Genomic DNA, 18114 nt, shown 5'->3' with positions numbered 1-18114 from the left:
GCGGTGCTGGCGATGGCGCTCCTGGCGCCATGGGCCGTGCCTGCCCAGGCTCAATCCGCTTCGCCTTCCGCCGCAGGCGCCGCCGCGGCTCCCGGTCCCCAGCAATTCACGCTCGCCAACGGCATGACGCTGATCGTGCAGCCCGACCGGCGCTCGCCGACGGCGGTGCAGATGGTGTGGGTCCGCGTCGGCTCCATCGACGAGGTCGACGGCACCTCCGGCGTGGCCCATGCGCTTGAACACATGATGTTCAAGGGCACCAAGGACATCAAGCCCGGCGAGTTCTCCCGCCGCGTGGCCGCCCTCGGCGGCCAGGAAAACGCCTTCACCACCCGCGACTACACCGGCTACTACCAGCAGATCCCGGTCGGCAGCCTGGAGCAGGTGATGAAGCTCGAATCGGACCGCTTCGCCAACAACCAGTGGCCCGACGACGAGTTCAAGCGCGAGATCGAGGTGGTCAAGGAAGAGCGCCGCCTGCGCACCGAAGACCAGCCGCGTGCCCTTCTGGGCGAGCAGCAGAACGCCGCCGTCTTCACAGCCTCTCCCTACCATCGCCCCGTGGTCGGCTGGATGAGCGACCTCGACGCCATGACGCCCGAGGACGCGCGCGCCTTCTTCAAGCAGTGGTACGTGCCCGCCAACGCCGTGCTCGTGGTGGCCGGCGACGTCGACGTGGCGCAGGTGCGCGCCATGGCCGAGAAGTACTACGGCCGCATCCCCTCGCGCGCCGTGCCCGCGCGCAAGCCGCGCATCGAGCCGCCGCAGCGCGGCATCCGCCGCATCGAGCTGAAGGCCCCGGCTGAACAGGCCTACGTGTCGCTCGCGTACCGCGTGCCGCAGCTCGCCAATATCGACGACGTGAACAGCGACGCCTGGGCGCTGGTGGTGCTCTCGGCCGTGCTCGACGGCTATTCCGGCGCCCGGCTCGACCGCGCGCTGACCCAGGGACCCGATCGCGTCGCCGATTCCGCGGGCGCCTACTCGGGCTTCGTCGGCCGCGGCCCGCAGCTCTTCGTGCTCGACGGCGTTCCGGCCGCCGGCAAGAGCGCGGAGGTGGTCGAGGCCGCTTTGCGTGCCCAGGTCGCGCGCATCGCCAAGGAGGGCGTGGGCGAGGCCGAACTGGCCCGCGTCAAGACCCAGTGGGTGGCGAGCGAGACCTACAAGCGCGACTCCGTGATGGCGCAGGCACGCGAGCTCGGCAGCAACTGGATCCAGGGCCTGCCGCTGGACGCCAGCGAGCGCATCGTCGCCCGGTTGCAATCCGTCACGGCCGCCCAGGTGCAGGCCGTGGCCGCAAAGTACTTCGGCGACGACCAGCTCACCGTCGCCACGCTGCGCCCCCTGCCACCCGAGGCCAAGCCGCGTGGCCGTGGCTTCGCCGCGCCCGCGGGCGAGATGCGCTGAAAGGTGACGATTCCCATGCAGAAGACTTTCATGAAGACCGCGCGTCGCGCCCTGATCGCGGGTGCCGTCGCCGTGGCGGGCATCACCGGCGCGCAGGCCGCGCTGCCCATCCAGCACTGGACGCTGGCCAACGGCGCGAAGATCTATCTCGTGTCGACCAACGCGCTGCCGATCGTCGACGCGCAGATCGATTTCGACGCCGGCAGCCGTCGCGACCCGGCGCCGCAGGCCGGCCTGGCCAGCGTGACCGCGACCATGGTCGAGAAGGGCGTGCGTGCAGGCAAGAGCGGCGAGCCCGCGCTCGACCAGAACGCGCTGGGCGAAGCCTGGGCCGATCTGGGCGCCAGCTTCGACGTGAGCGCCGGCACCGATCGCACCAGCTATTCGCTGCGCTCGCTGTCCGATCCGGCGCTGCTGAACAAGGCGGTGGCGCTGGCCGCGCGCGAGATCGGCGAGCCCTCCTTCCCCGACGACGTGTGGCAGCGCGAGCGCGAGCGCATCAACGCCGCCATCAAGGAGGCCAACACCAAGCCCGCCACCGTTACTGGCCGCGCCTTCGCTGCAGACGTGTACGGCACGCACCCCTACGGCCAGGAAGTGACGGAAGAGACGCTCGCGCGCATCGACACCGCCGCCATGCGCCAGCGCTACCAGCAGCTCATGGTGCCGTGCCGCGCCAAGCTCAGCATCGTCGGCGCCGTCACGCGCGCGGAGGCCGAGACCATCGCGACCACGCTGCTGTCGCGCCTGCCCGGCCCCGAGGCCTGCACGCCGCTGCCGGCCGTCGCCCCGGTTGCTGCGCTGACTGCGCCGAAGAACGAGCGCATCGCCTTCGACTCGGCGCAGGCCCATGTGCTCATCGGCCAGCCCGGCTATCCGCGCAAGGACCCGGACCACTTCGCGCTCACGCTGGGCAACTATGTGCTGGGCGGCGGCGGTTTCGTCTCGCGCCTGATGAACGAGGTGCGCGAGAAGCGCGGCCTCACCTACAGCATCTACAGCGGCTTCGCGCCTGGGCTCGAGGCAGGCGCGTTCCGCATCGGCTTCCAGACCCGTCCCGACCAGGCCGAAGAGGCCGTCAAGGTGTCGCGCGAAGTGCTCGCGAAGTTCGTGGCTGAGGGCCCGACCGCCGCCGAGCTGAAGGCGGCCAAGGACAACCTGATCGGCGGCTTCCCGCTGCTGCTGGACAGCAACCGCAAGCTGATCGGCAACGTCGCCAACATCGCCTGGCACGACCTGCCGCTGGACTACCTCGACACCTGGACTGCGCGCATGAACGCGGTCACCGCCGCCGACGTGAAGGCCGCGTTCCAGCGCAAGCTGCAGCCCGAACGCATGGTGACGGTGGTGGTGGGCGGCAAGGACGCCAGTACTGCCAAGGCGCAGCAATAGCTACTGGGCCAATGCGTGCGGCCCGCTGGTGGCGGCCGCGCGCACCGCGGCGCCCAGCCGTTCGAGCAGTTTCGGCGCCGCGCGCGCGTGCTGCCAGTAGAGCGGCACCGGCAGCATCGAATCGGGCACCAGCTCGACCAGCTTTCCCTCCTTGAGTGCCCCGGCCACCATGCTGACCGGGTGCATGCCCCAGCCCATCCCCGAGCACGCAGCTTCGACGAAAGCGCTGGGCGACGGAATCCAGTGCCTCGGCGTCTCGACATTCCGGTGGCAGATGCGCCGCACCCAGCGCGCCTGCAGCCTGTCCTTGCGGTCGAACACCAGGCTGGGCGCGCTCGCCAGCGTGCGGGCGCCCACGCCTTTTGCGAAATGCTCCCGCACGAAACCGGGGCTGGCCGCCGCCACGTAGTGCGTCGTGCCCAGGGCCTCGCTGTTGCAGCCCGCCACCGGCTGGGCCAGCGCGGTGACCGCCGCGAGCACCGCGCCGCTGCGCAGGCGCTCGGCCGTGTGGTCCTGGTCGTCCACCGTCAGGTCGAGCAGCGCGCCCGGTTCCTGCGCGGTGAAGGCCGACGCCGCTGCGATGAACCAGGTCGCGAGCGTGTCGGCATTGACCGCCACGCGGATCGTGACGCGCTCGTCCCCCGCTTCGCCGCTGCCCATGCCCAGGGCGGGCAGGGCGTCGCGCAGCTCGTGCTCCAGCATGCCCACGCGCTCGACGTGCCGGCACAGTTGCTGGCCGGCTTCGGTCGCCACGCAGGGCTGGCCGCGCACCAGCAGCGCCCCGCCGGTTTTCTCCTCCAGTTGACGGATGCGCTGCGACACCGCCGAAGGCGTGACGTGCAACGCGCGCGCGGCGCGTTCGAAGCTGCCTTCGCGCACCACGGCAGCAAGGGCGTTCAGGGCGGCATAGTCGAGCATGGGCGGTCCTCGAGTAATGAAGAAAAACTGAATCTACTTAAGAAAGTTTAGTTTGAGTTAATGCGTGGCGGCCGGCATCCTCCGACGGATGCAAGCCGTACAAGTCACCACCGCCTTCGCCAATGGGCTCTTCATGAGCCTGGTCCTCATCGTCGCCATCGGTGCTCAGAACGCCTATGTGCTGCGCCAGGGCCTGCGGCGCGAGCACGTCGGCGCGGTGGTGCTGTTCTGCGCCGCCAGCGATGCGGTGCTGATCGGCGCCGGCGTGGCCGGCATGGCGCAGGCGCTGAAGGGGCGGCCGATGCTGGCCACCGCGCTCGCGGGGCTGGGCGCCGCCTTCCTGTGCGCCTACGGGCTCAGGGCGCTGTGGCGCTCGCGGCAGCCGGCGGCACTGCAGGCCACGGCGCAGGGCGCCTCGTCGCTGTCGCGCGCGGCGGTGGTGGCGCAGGCGGCCGGCTTCACGCTGCTGAATCCGCACGTCTACCTCGACACGGTGCTGCTCGTGGGCAGCGCGGGTGCGCAGCAGGCGGGACTGCTGAAGGTCTGGTTCGTGGCGGGCGCCGCCACGGCGAGCGCGCTGTGGTTCACCTCGCTGGGCTTCGGAGCGCGGCTGCTCGCGCCTGTTTTCGCCAAGCCCCGCGCCTGGCAGATGCTCGACGCGCTGATCGGCGGCACCATGCTCGTGCTCGCGGCAATGCTTCTGCGCCGCGCGTTGGCAGGGGCTTGAGAGTCCGGCGGATTCGGCGGCGTTAAGCTCGTCGCATGCCCCAGCACCAGAAGAAAGCCGCCTCATCCTCCCGATCCGCACCTGCCGGCAACAGGTCCAAGCCGGCGGTCAAGCGCCCCTCGAAGCCCAGCGAGGTGCGCATCATCGGCGGCGAATGGAAGCGCACCCGCCTCGCCGTGGCCGACAAGCCCGGCCTGCGCCCCACACCCGACCGCGTGCGAGAGACCCTCTTCAACTGGCTCGCCAGCCTGGCCGGCGCCGGTGGCGGGGAGCTTCCCGGCTGGCGGTGCGTGGATGCCTTCGCGGGCACCGGCGCGCTCGGCCTCGAGGCCGCTTCGCGCGGCGCGGCCAGCGTGCTGCTGTGCGAGCAGGACGCCGCGCTCGTCGCCCAGCTGCAGGCCGTCAAGACCAAGCTCGAAGCCGAGGCCGTTCGCATCGAGCGCGGCAACGGCGTCACCGCGCTCGAACGAGCGCCCGCGGGCAGCCTCGACGTCGTCTTCCTCGATCCGCCCTTCGACAACGCCGCGCTCTACGAGCCCGCGCTTCGTGCCGCCGCACGTTCGCTGCGCGCCGAAGGCTCGGTGTACCTCGAGGCCCCGCGCCGCTGGAGCGGCGAAGAACTCGCGGCCCTGGGCCTCGCCGAGTTCCGCTACCTGAAGGCCGGCGCCGTGCATGCACATCTGCTGAGGCCCGCCGCGCAGGGGACTGCATAATCCGCCGGACAAGCCGCACCGGCAGCATGAGGAAGAAGCAACCATGGCCAGCAACGTCATCGCGGTTTATCCCGGCACTTTCGACCCCATCACCCTCGGTCACGAGGACGTGGTGCGCCGTGCCACCCAGCTCTTTTCCAAGGTGATCGTCGCGGTCGCGGCGGGCCATCACAAGAAGGCGCTGTTCACCCTCTCCGAACGCATGGACATGGCCCGCGAGGCCGTCAAGCCCTACAGCGACCAGGTCTCCGTCGAAAGCTTCTCGGGCCTGCTGCGCGACTTCGTCGTCGCGCGCGGCGGCAAGGCCATGGTGCGCGGCCTGCGCGCCGTGACCGACTTCGACTACGAGTTCCAGCTCGCGGGCATGAACCGCTCGCTGATGCCCGATGTCGAGACCGTCTTCCTGACCCCGAGCGACAAGTACCAGTTCATCTCCAGCACCTTCGTGCGCGAGATCGCGATGCTCGGCGGCGAAGTCCACAAGTTCGTCTCCCCGAACGTGGAGCAGCAACTGGCTGCAAAAGTCCGCAGCCTCGGACGTGAGTAAGTTCTCCCCCAGGCTGCGCGCACTACGTGTCGCTTCGCCAACCCCCTCTCCGGGGGCGACACCGGTGGCCCGGCAAAGCCGGTTCCACAGTGTCGCGCGAAGAGCCCAGCCTTGACCACGGGCCGGCGTGAAGTGAACGACGTGCCCCTGCCGCGCCTGCATCTGCTGGGCGACGCAGCACTGCTGTGCGACCTGCCCGCACCCGCCACGCTCGCGCAGCAGCAGCGCATCTGGGCGCTGGCCGAGCATGCGCGGGAGTGGCCCGGCGTCGGCGAGACGCTGCCGGGCATGAACAACCTCACGCTCACCTTCGATCCGACCGCGATCGACCTCGACACGCTCACCGCGCGGGTGCTCGAAGCCTGGCCGAAGCTGTCGGCTGGCGCTGTGGAGGGCCGACTGGTCGAGATCCCGGTGGCCTATGGCGGCGAGCACGGGCCCGATCTGGCCGACGTCGCGGCCCACACCGGCTTCACACCGGCCGAGGTGGTGCGGCGCCACACCGCCGCCGAGTACGTCGTCTACCTGCTGGGCTTCCTGCCCGGCTTCAGTTTCATGGGCGGACTGCCGCCCGAACTCGCCACGCCACGCCGGGCGGAGCCGCGCCTCGCGGTGCCCGCGCGCTCGGTCGGCATCGGCGGCGAGCAGACCGGCATCTATCCGCTGGTGTCGCCGGGCGGCTGGCAGCTGATCGGCCGCACGCCGCTGGAGATGTTCGACCCTGCCGCCGAGCCGCCTACGCTGCTGCGACCCGGCGACCGCGTGCGCTTCGTCGCCGAGAGCGTGCAGACATGATCGCCGTGCGCAAGCCCGGCGTGCTCGCCTCGGTGCAGGACCTGGGCCGCCATGGCCATCGCCAGCTCGGCATCTGCCCGGGCGGCGCGCTCGACGTGCTCGCGCTCACGCTGGCCAATCGGCTGGTGGGCAATGCCGATCGCGCGGCGGGGCTGGAGCTCACCATGGGCGGCTGCGAACTGCAGTTCGAGGCCGACACGCGCATCGCGCTCGCGGGCGACGACTTCGGCGCCAGCCTCGACGGCGTGTCGCTGTGGCCCTGCTGGAGCGTGCCCGTCGCTGCCGGCCAGACGCTCAGGCTCGCAGGCGCCAACGCCGGCGGCACGAAGAAGCCCGGCGTGCGCAGCTGGCTCGCGGTGGCGGGCGGCATCGACGTGCCGCCGGTCCTCGGCTCGCGCAGCACCGATCTCAAGGCCGGCTTCGGCGGGCTTCAAGGCCGTGCGCTGCGCAAGGGAGACCGCTTGCCGACGGGTGTTTCGATGCTCGATGCCGCGCAGCGCGAACGCCGGCCCTTCGGCATCCGCGGTCCTGACTGGGGCCCGGCCGAGGACGACGGCACCATCGCGCTGCGCGTGCTGCCAGGCCCCGAGTTCGAACTGTTCACGCTGGCCGCGCGCGAGCAACTCTGGGGCGAGCGCTGGCGCATCACGCCGCAGAGCAACCGCATGGGCAGCCGCCTCGAAGGCGCCGAGCTCAGGCGCAAGCGCAGCGGCGACATGCTTTCCTCTGGCGTGATCCCCGGCACGATCCAGGTGCCGCCCTCGGGCCAGCCGATCATCCTGATGGGCGACGCGCAGACCACCGGTGGCTATCCGCGCATCGGCGTGGTCATCCGCGCCGACCTCTGGAAGCTCGCGCAGGCGCCGCTCAACGGCAGGCTGCGCCTCGTGCAGGTCGACCAGCCGCAGGCGCTGGCCGCGTGGGCCGGCCAGCAGCGCTACCTCGCGCAGGTGGCTCAAGGCCTTGCGGCTGCGGGCTGGCCGGGCGCGGCATAGACTGCCCGGAAATCGCGAGAAAGCGCGAGAGAGAAAAAGGAAGCCCACGATGCAAATCGATCTGAATGCCGACCTCGGCGAAGGCGCCGGCAACGACGAAGCGCTGCTCGCGCTGGTGAGTTCCGCCAACATCGCCTGCGGCTGGCACGCTGGCGACGCGAAGACCATGCAGCAGTGCGTGCGCTGGGCCATGCGCAACGGCGTGGCCATCGGCGCGCATCCCAGCTTTCCCGACCGCGAGAACTTCGGCCGCAGCACCATGCACCTGCCGCCCGAGGAGATCGTGGCCAATGTGCTTTACCAGGTGGGCGCGCTGGCGGCCATCGTGAAGGCCGAGGGCGGCAGGCTCTCGCACGTGAAGGCCCACGGCCAGCTCTACAACCAGGCCGTGAAGGAGCCCGAACTCGCCGACGCGCTGTGCGAGGCCGTGCGCCGCTTCGATCCCTCGCTCAGGTTCTTCGGCCTGGCGGGCAGCAACATGATCGATGCGGCCCGCCGCGCCGGCCTCGAGCCCGTGGAGGAAGTGTTCGCCGACCGCGGCTACATGCCCGACGGCAGCCTCGTGCCGCGCAGCCAGCCCGGCGCGCTGATCGAGAGCGAGGAGCAGTCGCTCGCGCAGACCCTCTCGCTGGTGCGCGACCGCCGCGTGACCGCCATCGACGGCAGTGTCGTGCCGGTCAATGCGCAGACCGTCTGCCTGCATGGCGACGGCGCCCATGCGCTGGCCTTTGCGCGCCGCATCCGCGAGCGGCTGGAGGCCGAGGGCATCGCCGTCCGGGCGACGGCCTGACCGCCGGAACACCTGAACGAGCAAGGTAGACCGTGGCAGCCAAGCCCATCAAGGTCCTGCTCACCGGCTTCGAGCCCTTCGAGCAGGAGGTGCTCAACCCCTCGTGGGATGCCGTGCGCGCGCTCGACGGCTGGAAGGTGGGCCGAGCGACGGTCCATGCGCGACTGGTGCCCTGCGTCTTCGGCGATGCCATCGACGCCTTGCTGGCGGCCATGGACGAGCTGCAGCCCCAACTGGTGCTGTGCATCGGCCAGGCCGGCGGCCGCACGGAGTTCACGCCGGAGCGCATCGCCATCAACATCGACGACGCGCGCACGACCGACAACAAGGGGCAGGAGCCCATCGACGTGCCGGTGGTGCCGGGCGGGCCCGCCGCGTACTTCTCGACGCTGCCGATCAAGGCCATGGTGCGCGAACTGCGCGCGGCCGGCGTGCCGGCCTCGGTGTCGAACAGCGCGGGCACCTTCGTGTGCAACCACATCTTCTACGGGCTGATGCACCGCATCGCGACGCATCCGGTGCCGGGGCTGCGCGGCGGCTTCATCCACATTCCGTACCTGCCTGAGCAGGCGGCGCGCTTTCCGGGGGCGCCGAGCATGTCGCTGGAAACCATGGTCAAGGCGCTGCGCATCGCGGTGAGCACATCGCTGGCCGTGGAGCACGACATCGCCGAGACAGGCGGCCAGCTGCACTGAGCGGCCGCGGGAGTCCGGGCTCAGGCGGGAAAGTTCTTCGCCAGCCAGCGGTTGAGCGCGGCGTTGACGAGGTCGGGCTTCTCCATCGTCAGCATGTGGCCGCAGTCGGGCACCCACACCACCTCGGCCTGCGGTAGCAGTGCCGCCATCTCGGTGGTGCACTCGGGGGGCGCGAGCTTGTCCTCGTTGCCGCACATCAGCAGCACGGGCGCGCGCACCGACGCGAGGTGCAGGCGCGCGTCGGGCCGGCGCATCACCGCGCGGTTCTGGCTGATGAGCTGCTGCGCGCCCGCGCCCAGCACGATGTCGAGGTAGCGCTGCACCAGCGCCTCGTCGGCGGCCTGCACGGGGTGGAAGGCGAAGTAGACGTTCGGTTCGATCACGTCGCGCAGCTCGCCGCGCTCGAAGTACTCGATGGCGCCTTCGCGCAGCGTGAACATCTCCGGCGTCTCGGGCCGTGCGCTGGTGCCGAGCAGCGCGAGCCCCGCGATGCGTTCGGGCGCCTGGCGGGCAGCCTCCATGGCGACCATGCCGCCCATCGAGGCGCCGCACAGCACCAGCGGGCCCTCGTTGTCGCGCAGCACGGCTGCGGCCATGCCCTCGATGGTGTCGTTGTGCCGCTGGACGTCGCTCACGCGGGCGCCGAAGGCGGGGGGAAGGGCGGGCAGCTGGGCTTGCCAGATGCGCTCGTCGCAGGCGAGGCCGGGCAGCAGGATCAGATTGGGCATGGCCACGGATTCTGCGCGATTGCGGCAGAGGACGCAGCGGCATAGGTCGTGGCATAGGCCTCATGGCCAGCAGCCATCGCGCGGCGGCGCCGACATACTCGACAGCCCGTGCAGAGGAATCCCGCAATGAATCTTGTAGAACGCGTCCAGGCCATCCTTCTCAAGCCGAAGGCCACCTGGCCCGAGATCGACGCCGAGCCGGCCGACGCCGCATCGCTCTACAGGAACTACGTGATGATCCTCGCGCTGATCCCGGCGCTCGCCAGCTTCATCGGCCTGTCGCTGATCGGCGTGGGTGCCTTCGGCGTGAGCTTCCGCGTGCCGCTGGCCTCGGGGCTCGCGACCATGATCGTGGGCTACGTGCTGTCGCTGGTGATGGTGTTCGTGCTCGCGCTGATCATCGACGCGATGGCGCCCACTTTCGAGGGCACCAGGAGCCAGATCGGCGCGCTCAAGCTGTCGGCGTATGCGAGCACTGCGGCCTTCGTCGGCGGTGTGTTCAGCCTGCTGCCTTCGCTTTCGGTGCTGGGGGCGCTGGCGGCGCTCTACGGCATCTACCTGCTCTACACCGGCCTGCCGGTGCTCATGAAATGCCCGCCCGACAAGGCCGTTGCGTACACCGCCGTGGTGGTGGTGTGCGCCATCGTCGGCGGCGTGGTGATCGCGTGGGTGCTGGCGCTGCTCACGCCGTCGCCGATGCGACTGGGCGCGGCGCCTGCGGCCGACGCCGTGGTGGCGGTGCTGCAACAGGCGGCGCGGGCGAATACCTGAGCGTCATGCCCACGGTGGAAAATGGGCGGCAATGCCAACGCCCAAGCCCGAAACCACCACCGACCTGATCCTGATCCGCCACGGCGAGACCGCCTGGAACCGCGAGCTCCGCTTCCAGGGGCATGCCGACGTTCCGCTCAACGACATCGGCCATGAGCAGGCCCGCCGCATCGGACTGAGGCTGGCCAGCGAGACGGCGGTGCGGCACATCATCAGCAGCGACCTCATGCGCGCGCAGCAGACCGCCGCGCCCGGGGCGCAGCAGCTGTCGCTGCCGGTGGTCACCTCGGCGGCGCTGCGCGAGCAGTTCTTCGGCGTGGTCGAGGGCATGCGCTCCGATGAGATCCAGAGCCTGCATCCGCGTGCCTGGGAAGAGTGGCTGGAGTTCCGTGAAGACCACGCCATGCCCGAGGGCGAGACGGCACGCGAGTTCCATGCGCGCATCATCGCGGCGCTGGGCGGCATCGCCTCGGAGCACCGGGGCCGGCACCTGATCGTCGTCACGCATGGCGGCGTGCTCGACATGGTGTGGCGCACCGCCAGGGGCCTGAGCCTGAGCGGCCCGCGCCGCAGCGACATTCCCAACGCAGGCTTCAACCGCATCCGCATCGCCGATCCGCAGCGGCCCGACGACATCGAGATCGTCGAATGGGCCGACACGCGCCACCTGGCCGACCTGCCGCCGCAGCCGACCTACGACCAGACGCGGCACCTGAAGAACAAGGACTGAGCGGGCACGCTCAGACGCAGCTGCCGGCCTTCGGCGTGCGCAGCAGCGGCTGGCCCGCGCCCACACCCGTGGGCTTGCCGCCGTCGACCGCCAACTGGCCGTTCACCAGCACAGTGCTCACCCCTTCGGAGAGCAGCGTTGGCTGCGTATAGGTGGCCTTCGCCGCATAACGGGTGGGGTCGAACACCACCACGTCCGCGTAGTAGCCCGGGCGCAGATGGCCGCGCTGCTTCAGCCCCAGCGTGTCGGCCGTGAGCGAGGAGCTGCTGCGGATGAACTGCGCCAGCGAGATCGTGTGCTCCTTCACCACGTACTGGTCGTACTTGCGCGCGAAGGTGCCGTAGGCGCGCGGATGGCCGAGCGAGGAGTCCGACGAGGTCATGACCCACGGCCGCTTCATGAAGGCGCGCACGTCGTCGTCGCTCTGGTTGAACGAGGCGATCATCAGGTCGCCGTCGCGCAGCACCGCGATGGCGGCTTCCACCGGATCGGCGTTCGACGCCTTGGCCACGTCGGCCAGCGTCTTGCCCACGTACTTCGTGCTGCCGGCCGAGAACAGGATGGCCTCGGGGCCGCCGCGCAGCCGCAGGTTCTCGCGCATGTCCTTGCGCAGGCGCTCCTGCTGCGAGGCATCGTCGAAGCGCTGCAGCGTCGCGGCACGGCCGCCCTCGTTGGCCCAGGGCGGCAGCAGCGCGGCCGAGAAACGCGTGCTCGACGCGGTCCACGGATAGTGGTCGGCCGTGATGTCCAGCCCGCCCGCGCGCTCCTTCTCGATGCGCCCGATGATGTCGCCGCTCTGGCCCTGCACGTCGACGCCCAGCGCCTTGATGTGCGCCACGTGCACCGGCAGCTTCGCCTCGTGGCCGATGCGGATCACCTCGTCGATGGAGCCCTTCAGGCCGATGTTGTACATGGACTCGTCGCGGATGTGGCTGTCGTACAGGCCGCCGTGCCGTGCCGCCACCTTCGCGAGCTCGATGACCTCCTCGGTCTTCGAGAAGTTCTGCGGCGTGTAGAAGAGGCCGGTGGAAAGGCCCAGCGCGCCCTCGCACATGCCCTGGCTCACGCGCTTCTTCATCGCCTCCAGCTGTTCGGGCGTGGGCGCCCGGTTGGCCTCGCCCAGCTCGCTCATGCGCACCGGGCCGAAACCCACGTACATGGCCACGTTGGTGCCCACCGGCGCGGCGCGCAGCTTCTGCGCCTGCGCCGCGATGTCGAAGCCGCCGAAGCCGTCGTTGCCGATCACCGCGGTGGTCACGCCCTGCGTGATGAACGGGATGTTCAGCCGCTTCTTCGGGTCGTTCGAGTGCAGGTCGGCATCCGCGTGCGTATGGGCGTCGATGAAGCCCGGCGCCACCACCATGCCCGTGGCGTCGATGACGCGCCTTGCCGTGAACTGCGCCGGCGCCGCCTTGCCCGCGAACACGATGCGGTCGCCCGCGATGCCGACGTCGCCCACCACCGGCATGTCGGAGTCGCCCGTGTACACGGTGCCGCCGCGCAGCAGCAGGTCGAGGGCGACCGGGGTGCCATCAGCGGCATGGAGAGCGGGTGAGAAGGGCGCGAGTGCCGAGAGAACGGCCAGCGTGACGAGCGACTTGTGCATGGAAGGCCTGCCCGCGAGGGCGTGGTGTCTGAGGGAGCGGCCAGTCTAGGAGCCGCTCGCATGCTGTCGCCAATTCCTTTTGCACCATGCCCCATGACCTGAAGGCATGGAGTTTTGGTCTGCCTCAACGCTCGGGCCGGACCTGCTCAGGCGTGCGCCGCGGTTCCACCGGTCAACTGCCCGAGGCCGAGCCGGGCATACACCGCGGCCGCCTGCCTGCGCAGGCGCAGCGACTCGGGCTGGCCGTTGAGCTGCTGCTGCAGGATGCCCTGGGCAACCCCCAGCGAAGACGCCGTGCCGCTGCGCACCAGCGCATCGAGATACACCTGCTCGAACAGGTCGCGCTGCGCGTGGCTGCCGCCGATCTCGATCATGCGCGGCAGCGCCGTGCCCAGGCCTTCGATGGCTGCCGGAAGATTGCCCTGCGCGTAGGCCACCAGCCCGTGCGCGGCGGGGACGCAGACGCGCTGCCATGCCGCGCGCGTCGACGCCGGCGCATCCGGTGCGAAGGCCAAGATGTTGCGCAACAGAACCCCCGCCTCGGGGCGGCCGGCGCGCGCCAGGCCGTAGAGGTACTGCAGGTCGAGAAAGGGCAGCACGTGGTCGGCCTGCCGCTGCCGCAGGTGGTCGGCCACGTCGTCCCAGCGCCTGCCCACGTCGATGCCGGCAAGCTCAAGCCGCGCGAGCAGCGAGACCGCACCGATCTGGTCCTGCGAGTAGTCTTTCACCACGCCCCAGGCGTGCTCGTCGTAGACCGCGAGCGCCTCGGCATCGCGCCCGAGGTCGATGAGGAACAGCGCCATGTGCCACCAGTTGTGCGTGACCATGAACGAGTTGAGGCCGATCCAGGTGTCGCTCACGCTCTCCATGAACGCCAGCCCCTCGGCGAGCCGGCCCTCGGTGAGCATCACGTGCGCCAGCGCATGGTGCGCCCAAGGCTCCTTGCGGCACATCGCGATGGCGCAGCGCGCGCTTGCCTCGGCTTCGCGCATCAGATGGCATTGCTCGTAGCCGAAGGCCGCCATGCCGTGCACGTAGGGCACGTCTGCCGCGTGCGGCAGCACCGCCAGCGCGAGCTTCAGCATGCCGGGGCAGTCGCCGGTGTTGAAGCAGTGGTACTGGCCGAGCTTGACCGACACCAGGTCGCGCGGATGCTCGCGCGCCTGCTCGGCGTGCAGCGCGATGGCGCGGGCGATGTCGCCCTCGGCCCAGGCTTCGATGGCCGCGATGTAGCGCTGCTCGCGCGGCGTGGCGCGCGAGGCGCCGGCGCGAGCCTTCGCGAGGAACGGCCGCGCATTGGTCACGGCTTCCCGCGATTCGGCGAACAGGTGCAGCGTGGCGCAGTAGGCCTGGACGACGGGGCTCGCGTCGTTGCCGGCGGCAGCTAGCAGGTTGACCGCGCGCGCCTCGCTGGAGATGAAGCCCATGACGAAGTCGTCGACCAGCGGCAGGCTTGCGGCATCGTCGAGGGTGAGCGGGTTGCCGAGGCTGTCGGCGAGGGGATTTGCGGAAGGCATGGCGGCATGGTGCCACGGCAGGAATGCTTCAGCGTTGCATAGTTTTTCTGCCGTGCCATTGCCGGGCGCGCAACGCCGGATTGCAACTGCCAAGGCCAGGAACATCGCGGAACCGGCTTTGCCGGGCCGCCGGTGTTGCCCCCGGCGAGGGGGTTGGCGCAGCGACACGAAGTGCGCGGAGCCTGGGGGTGAACCTATACCCCGGCCTGCTGGTGCCGGTACTCCTGCGTCTTGCCGCCATAGCCGTAGGCTGCGCCGCGCGCGTCGATCACATGGATGTACGACACCTCGTGCAGGTCCGGCCTGATCTTCGCCATGGCCGCATGCACCTCGCGCAGGTAGCGCGCCTTCTCGGCCTTGGTGTTGGTCTCGTCGGTGATGCTGATGTCGAGGTGGAAGGCCGACTTGCCCAGCGAGGCGAGCGACTGCCCGCCGATGAACCAGGCGTCGGCGGCGATGTACTGCACGGTGACGGCGATGACCGGCAGCTGCTTGCCGAGCACGCTCTGCGTGAGCTCGGCGACGGCGTCGACGGTCTTGCGGGTGAGGTCGGCATCGGGTTGGCCGGAGAGGTGGACGACGATGTGGGGCATGGCTGGCTCCTTGGATGAATGGGTTGTCGATGGGGTGATTGTGGGAGCCTGCTGGTCATCGGAAAAGCGGGAATATATGATGCATTCCATCGGATAAACGGATGGATTGACCATGCAAGGGTTCGACCTGGAGCAACTGCGCACGCTGGCCGCCGTCGTCGAAGCGGGCAGCCTCACGGCGGCCGCGCCGCGCGTTTTTCTCTCGCAGTCGTCGGTGAGCGAGCAGATCCGCAAGCTGGAGGAGCGGGCAGGGCAGTCGCTGCTCACGCGCAGCAAGGCTGGCGTCGCGCCCACCGAGGCGGGGGTGCGGCTGCTGGGCTATGCGCGGCGCATCCTCGCGCTGAGCGACGAGGCATTCCGCGACCTGCACGGCGAGACGCTGCAGGGGGAGCTGCGTCTCGCGGTCACCGACTACTTCCGCCCGGGCGACCTGACGCGGCTGCTGGGGCGGCTCGGCGAGAGCTATCCGCAGGTGCGGCTGCACGTCACCATCCTGAAGAGCGACGCGCTGCGTTCGGCCTATGCCCAAGGCGATTTCGACGTGGCCATCGCGATGAACATCGCCGGAGCTTCCGCGCCCGAGGCCCGGGGCTCGGTGCTGCGGCGCGAGTCGCTGGTGTGGCTCGGCGCGGAGGGCATGCGGCTCGTGCGCGGGGAGCCGCTGCGGCTGCTGGCCCTGCCGGACACCTGCTCGCTGCACCAGTTCACCGTTTCGCTGCTGCGGCGCCGGCGCATACCGTATGCGCTGGCGCACGTCGCGTCGGGCGTGGCGGGGCTGCAGTCGGCGCTGGCGGCGGGCCTGGGCGTTGCCTGCCTCAACGAGTCATCGATCAGCGACGGCGTGACACGGCTGGCGCCGCCTCACGGCCTGCCGGCGCTGCCGCGCGTTGCCTTCCAGTTCCTGGCGGGGCGCAAGGGCGAGACCGCGTTCGTGACCCGGGCGAGGGAGATGCTGGCCACTCACCTGATGTGACGGATCTCGCCAGGGGTGGCGCGGGATTTGCGTCAGCCCCGGCCATGGATGCGCCACCTCCCACGACCTCCTCGCCCAGCCTGCTGCGCCACACCCGCTTCGACGACGCGCAGGCCATCTTCTCGGGCACGCTCTTCGTCGCCATCGCGATGATGCTGTTCGGCCAGGCAGGCCTGCTCACCGGCGGCACGGCCGGCATCGCGTTCCTGCTGCATTACGCCACCGGCGCGAGCTTCGGCAAGCTGTTCTTCCTGGTCAACCTGCCGTTCTACTGGTTCGCCTGGCACCACATGGGCCGGGCGTTCACGCTCAAGACCTTCTCGGCCATCGCGCTGCTCTCGGTGATGACCGATCTGGCGCCGCGCTACCTGTCGATCGGTTCGCTGCACCCGGCCTTCGCGGCCGTGCTCGGCGGCCTGATGCTGGGCACCGGCTGCCTGTTCCTCGCCCGCCATCGCGCCAGCCTGGGCGGCGCGACGGTGCTCACGCTCTACCTGCAGGAAAAGCGCGGCTGGCCCGCCGGCAAGGTGCAGATCGGCATCGACTGCACCGTAGTGCTGCTGGCGATGTTCGTGATCCCGCCGCAGCGGGTGGGGTGGTCGGTGCTGGCCGCGGTGGTGATGGGACTCTTCCTCTGGATCAACCACAAGCCAGGGCGCTATGCCGCGACCTGAGGTGCCTCGCTAGCGGCCGGGCGGCGAGGGCCAGGGGCGCTGCGGTTCGCGGATCTGCTCGAAGGCGCGCGACACGCGCAGTACGCCGAGATCGTCGAAGCGCTGGCCGGCGATCTGCAGCCCGATCGGCAGGCCCGCAGCCGAGTACCCGCAGTTCACCGAGGCCGCAGGCTGCTCCGACATGTTGAACGGCACGGTGAACCCGATGTGCTCCAGCGGCCGCAGCGGGTCGTTGGTGGGCGAGGGCGCCTCGGCCGCCGCCGGCATGTTGGGCGACACGGGCGAGATCACGTAGTCGAAGCGCGCGCAGGCGCTCACGGCGGCCACCCGCGTCGCATGGAACTGGCTGAAGCCGCGGAACACATGCTCGCCGCTGAACTCCGCGGCGCTCTCGGCCCATTCGCGGATGTAGGGCAGCACCTTCGAGCGCTGGTCGGCGCGCAGGCTCTTCATGTCCACCAGCGAGCGCATGCGCCAGAAGTGGTCCATGCCGTCGAGCATGGCCTGCGACATGAAGGGCCGCATCGGCTCGATGACGGCGCCGGCCTTCTCCAGCAGGCGCGCGGCCTGCTCGACCGCCGCCTGAATCTCGGGCTCCACTGCCAGGCCGCAGCCCGCATCGAGCAGCAGCCCGAAGCGCAGGCCGCGCAGATGGTCGGGCGCAACATCGAAGCCCGCCCAGGCTATGTCCTGCGGCGGCAGGTTCATGCTGTCGCGTGCGTCGGGTTTGGACAGCACCTGCATCAGCAGCGCGGCGTCGCCCACGGCGCGGGTCATCGGTCCTGCGGCGCGGCCCATGTAGGGCGGGTCGATGGGAACGCGCCCCAGGCTGGGCTTGAGCGTGAAGATGCCGCACCAGCTCGCGGGCAGGCGCAGCGAGCCGCCGATGTCTGTGCCCAGGTGCAAGGGGCCGTAGCCCGCCGCCGTGGCAGCTGCGGCACCCGCGCTGGAGCCGCCCGGTGTCAGGCTCAGGTCCCACGGATTGCGCGCCAGCGTGTGGAAGCTCGACAGCCCCGAAGACAACATGCCGTAGTCCGGCATCGTGGTCTTGCTCACGATCACCGCGCCGGCTTCCTTCAGGCGCGCGGCAGGCGGTGCATCCGCAGCCGCGGGCTTCAGGTCGACGGCGGCGGTGCCTGCGGGCATCGGGTCGCCGCGCGTCGCGATGTTTTCCTTGATGGTGGCCGGCACGCCATCCAGCGGCCCGCGCGCGTCGCCGCGCAGCCAGCGCGCCTCCGAGGCCCGCGCCTGTTCGAGCGCAGCCTCGGGCCTGAAGAGCCAGGTGGCCTGCAGGTGGGGCTCCCAGCGCTCCACCTGCGCGATCACGGCCTGCGTGACCTCGACCGGCGAGAGCTTGCGGTCGCGGTAGGCGGCGGCAAGCTCCTGAGCGGAAAGACTGCTCAGCAAGGCGACATCGGACATTGCGTCACTCACTCAAGCTCCGCATTCATCATGATTCACAGCGCACGAGACGCCCACGGCCCCTTCGGGGAACACCGTGGAACCGGCTTTGCCGGGCCACTGGTGTTGCCCCCGGTAGGGG

General features: G+C 70.2%; 19 protein-coding genes. 13 read left to right on the top strand and 6 right to left on the bottom strand.

Annotation, left to right across the window (positions count from 1 at the left end):
• Positions 1-12 precede the first annotated feature (12 nt).
• Together ABL843_RS25870 and ABL843_RS25865 are read left to right on the top strand one after the other, a co-directional pair.
• Complete coding sequence (locus tag ABL843_RS25870; RefSeq protein WP_418120519.1) at positions 13-1407, top strand: M16 family metallopeptidase; 1395 nt, start codon at positions 13-15, stop codon at positions 1405-1407.
• 15 nt (positions 1408-1422) lie between these two features.
• A complete protein-coding gene (locus ABL843_RS25865; protein ID WP_418117815.1) occupies positions 1423-2799 on the top strand; it encodes a M16 family metallopeptidase in 1377 nt (458 codons plus the stop codon).
• On the opposite strand, the gene ABL843_RS25860 is transcribed toward ABL843_RS25865, so the two are convergent.
• Complete coding sequence (locus ABL843_RS25860) at positions 2800-3717, bottom strand: LysR family transcriptional regulator ArgP (protein WP_418117814.1); 918 nt, start codon at positions 3715-3717, stop codon at positions 2800-2802.
• An 88-nt stretch (positions 3718-3805) separates the two neighbouring features.
• On the opposite strand from ABL843_RS25860, the gene ABL843_RS25855 reads away from it, so the two are divergent.
• The 7 genes from ABL843_RS25855 to pcp all read left to right on the top strand — a co-directional run bounded on the left by ABL843_RS25855 (position 3806) and on the right by pcp (position 8979).
• Positions 3806-4444: a LysE/ArgO family amino acid transporter gene (locus ABL843_RS25855; RefSeq protein WP_184640691.1), complete on the top strand. Its 639-nt coding sequence runs from the start codon at positions 3806-3808 to the stop codon at positions 4442-4444.
• 35 nt (positions 4445-4479) lie between these two features.
• Complete coding sequence (locus ABL843_RS25850) at positions 4480-5157, top strand: RsmD family RNA methyltransferase (RefSeq protein WP_418117813.1); 678 nt, start codon at positions 4480-4482, stop codon at positions 5155-5157.
• A gap of 43 nt (positions 5158-5200) precedes the next feature.
• Positions 5201-5704, top strand: coding sequence for a pantetheine-phosphate adenylyltransferase (gene coaD / locus ABL843_RS25845; RefSeq protein ID WP_126025542.1), 504 nt, complete (start codon positions 5201-5203; stop codon positions 5702-5704).
• 147 nt (positions 5705-5851) lie between these two features.
• On the top strand, positions 5852-6499 hold the full coding sequence (pxpB, locus tag ABL843_RS25840) for a 5-oxoprolinase subunit PxpB (RefSeq protein ID WP_126025541.1): 648 nt from the start codon (positions 5852-5854) through the stop codon (positions 6497-6499).
• Positions 6496-7494: a biotin-dependent carboxyltransferase family protein gene (locus ABL843_RS25835; protein ID WP_418117811.1), complete on the top strand. Its 999-nt coding sequence runs from the start codon at positions 6496-6498 to the stop codon at positions 7492-7494. The genes pxpB and ABL843_RS25835 overlap by 4 nt, the downstream gene beginning before the upstream one ends.
• A gap of 49 nt (positions 7495-7543) precedes the next feature.
• Positions 7544-8284 carry a 5-oxoprolinase subunit PxpA gene (pxpA, locus tag ABL843_RS25830; protein WP_418117810.1) on the top strand — a complete coding sequence of 247 codons (741 nt, stop codon included), beginning with the start codon at positions 7544-7546 and terminating at the stop codon, positions 8282-8284.
• 32 nt (positions 8285-8316) lie between these two features.
• Positions 8317-8979 (top strand): pyroglutamyl-peptidase I, encoded by a 663-nt coding sequence (gene pcp / locus ABL843_RS25825; RefSeq protein WP_418117809.1) that lies wholly within the window; start codon positions 8317-8319, stop codon positions 8977-8979.
• Between the two features lie 20 nt (positions 8980-8999).
• On the opposite strand, the gene ABL843_RS25820 is transcribed toward pcp, so the two are convergent.
• A complete protein-coding gene (locus tag ABL843_RS25820; RefSeq protein WP_126025537.1) occupies positions 9000-9707 on the bottom strand; it encodes an alpha/beta fold hydrolase in 708 nt (235 codons plus the stop codon).
• A 126-nt stretch (positions 9708-9833) separates the two neighbouring features.
• Here ABL843_RS25820 and ABL843_RS25815 point away from each other — a divergent pair, with 126 nt between their 5' ends.
• Together ABL843_RS25815 and ABL843_RS25810 are read left to right on the top strand one after the other, a co-directional pair.
• Positions 9834-10478 (top strand): Yip1 family protein, encoded by a 645-nt coding sequence (locus ABL843_RS25815; protein ID WP_418117808.1) that lies wholly within the window; start codon positions 9834-9836, stop codon positions 10476-10478.
• A 31-nt stretch (positions 10479-10509) separates the two neighbouring features.
• Entirely contained in the window at positions 10510-11208 is a 699-nt protein-coding gene (locus tag ABL843_RS25810; protein WP_126025535.1) for a histidine phosphatase family protein, read from the top strand.
• 10 nt (positions 11209-11218) lie between these two features.
• On the opposite strand, the gene ABL843_RS25805 is transcribed toward ABL843_RS25810, so the two are convergent.
• From ABL843_RS25805 to ABL843_RS25795, 3 genes are all read right to left on the bottom strand, one after another.
• Positions 11219-12814 carry an N-acyl-D-amino-acid deacylase family protein gene (locus ABL843_RS25805; protein ID WP_418117807.1) on the bottom strand — a complete coding sequence of 532 codons (1596 nt, stop codon included), beginning with the start codon at positions 12812-12814 and terminating at the stop codon, positions 11219-11221.
• 146 nt (positions 12815-12960) lie between these two features.
• A complete protein-coding gene (locus tag ABL843_RS25800) occupies positions 12961-14331 on the bottom strand; it encodes a tetratricopeptide repeat protein (protein ID WP_418117806.1) in 1371 nt (456 codons plus the stop codon).
• A gap of 194 nt (positions 14332-14525) precedes the next feature.
• Positions 14526-14924 (bottom strand): tautomerase family protein, encoded by a 399-nt coding sequence (locus ABL843_RS25795; RefSeq protein ID WP_126025532.1) that lies wholly within the window; start codon positions 14922-14924, stop codon positions 14526-14528.
• Between the two features lie 112 nt (positions 14925-15036).
• On the opposite strand from ABL843_RS25795, the gene ABL843_RS25790 reads away from it, so the two are divergent.
• On the top strand, positions 15037-15897 hold the full coding sequence (locus ABL843_RS25790; RefSeq protein ID WP_418117804.1) for a LysR family transcriptional regulator: 861 nt from the start codon (positions 15037-15039) through the stop codon (positions 15895-15897).
• Positions 15898-15941: 44 nt separating this feature from the next.
• The gene (locus tag ABL843_RS25785) at positions 15942-16571 is read left to right on the top strand and encodes a YitT family protein (RefSeq protein WP_418117803.1); all 630 of its coding nucleotides are present in this window, start codon (positions 15942-15944) and stop codon (positions 16569-16571) included.
• Between the two features lie 9 nt (positions 16572-16580).
• Here ABL843_RS25785 and ABL843_RS25780 read toward each other — a convergent pair whose 3' ends face one another.
• The gene (locus ABL843_RS25780) at positions 16581-17993 is read right to left on the bottom strand and encodes an amidase (protein WP_418117802.1); all 1413 of its coding nucleotides are present in this window, start codon (positions 17991-17993) and stop codon (positions 16581-16583) included.
• Positions 17994-18114: the final 121 nt, after the last annotated feature.

This window comes from Variovorax sp. 350MFTsu5.1, assembly GCF_048302515.1.
Taxonomy (GTDB): Bacteria; Pseudomonadota; Gammaproteobacteria; order Burkholderiales; family Burkholderiaceae_C; genus Variovorax; species Variovorax guangxiensis.
This window is presented reverse-complemented; position numbering and strand designations above follow the sequence as displayed.